Genomic DNA, 912 nt, shown 5'->3' with positions numbered 1-912 from the left:
ACCTCTATGTGAAAGAACAACAAACAGAAGTGCGCGCCAATCACCAGAAATAGGGCGCCTGTGTATAGATAGGCGAGGTTACGCGGGGTGCGATCTTCTGCAGTCAAGGCCATTTGCCGAGCATTGGCACGGTTGGCGGCGTTCACTTTCGCCGTTTCGATGTTGGTGGTGATAGGGGCCTTCTCCAACTCAGCGGCGATGCGCTGCAGCTCGACTTGGCTCTCAACGATCGACTCCTGAAACCGGTAGGCCAGTTCGGGATTGGCTTGGATTGCAGCCAACGCCTGCTCGGGCGTGCTGGTACCGGTGAGCGTTTGAGCAATCGTGACCACTTTCTGCGCCACCTGTTCGGCCCGGCTACCCCCAATCCACTGGGCGATTTGCGGCGCAAACTGCGCAAGAGCGAGAACAATCGGTAACATGATCTAAGCTCCGGCTACTCTCAAATTAGTGGCGATTCGCCGCGTCCAGCCGCGCCCAAAGCTGGGCCACGTTTGCAGCGCGGTTAAATAAGCTAGGCGGGCGGCTACAAAACGCAGGATAAATAGCTCCGGGTCGACCGCTTGCACCGCGGCAATCGTCTTAGGTCCAAGTTTGCCGTCGGCGAGCGTGCCGCTGGCTTGCTGCATCCAAACGACAACAGGGCCACCGTTGTAGTTGGCATCTAAGAGCTGAAACGCAACACGCGCATCATAACTATCGCAGTGCAGCGGATCCCAGTAAAGCGTCTTGGCAATGTGCTTGGCTGTCTCACGCGGCAAATCCTGCATGGGGCCGGTATAGCCCCACGCGAGTGCCACCCGCTGGGTGATACCCCACATGGTTTCACCGCCAGGATCCTGAGGGTGATTGGAATAACCACCTTCATTGCCAATGAGCTGGTCAAAAGCGTCGTCAAAAATGCTCATGCTG

The 912-nt window shown here is 57.1% G+C and carries 2 protein-coding genes; both read right to left on the bottom strand.

Features of this window, described 5'->3' with window-relative positions:
* Nucleotides 1–422, bottom strand: a 422-nt coding sequence (locus KQH55_RS14545) for a hypothetical protein (RefSeq protein ID WP_235091499.1), incomplete at its 3' end; no start/stop codon positions are given.
* A 3-nt stretch (nucleotides 423–425) separates the two neighbouring features.
* Nucleotides 426–908, bottom strand: a complete 483-nt coding sequence (locus KQH55_RS14540; RefSeq protein WP_076794417.1) for a glycoside hydrolase family 108 protein — start codon at nucleotides 906–908, stop codon at nucleotides 426–428.
* Nucleotides 909–912 lie beyond the last annotated feature (4 nt).

It is taken from the genome of Mycetohabitans sp. B3 (assembly GCF_021498065.1).
Taxonomy (GTDB): domain Bacteria; phylum Pseudomonadota; class Gammaproteobacteria; order Burkholderiales; family Burkholderiaceae; genus Mycetohabitans.
The sequence above is the reverse complement of the archived record's forward strand: the minus strand, read 5'-3'. Positions and strand labels throughout refer to the sequence as shown.

Excerpts from the sequence above, each read along its gene's own strand:
- KQH55_RS14540 (WP_076794417.1), bottom strand. The coding sequence starts at position 908 with ATGAGCATTTTTGACGACGCTTTTGACCAGCTCATTGGCAATGAAGGT.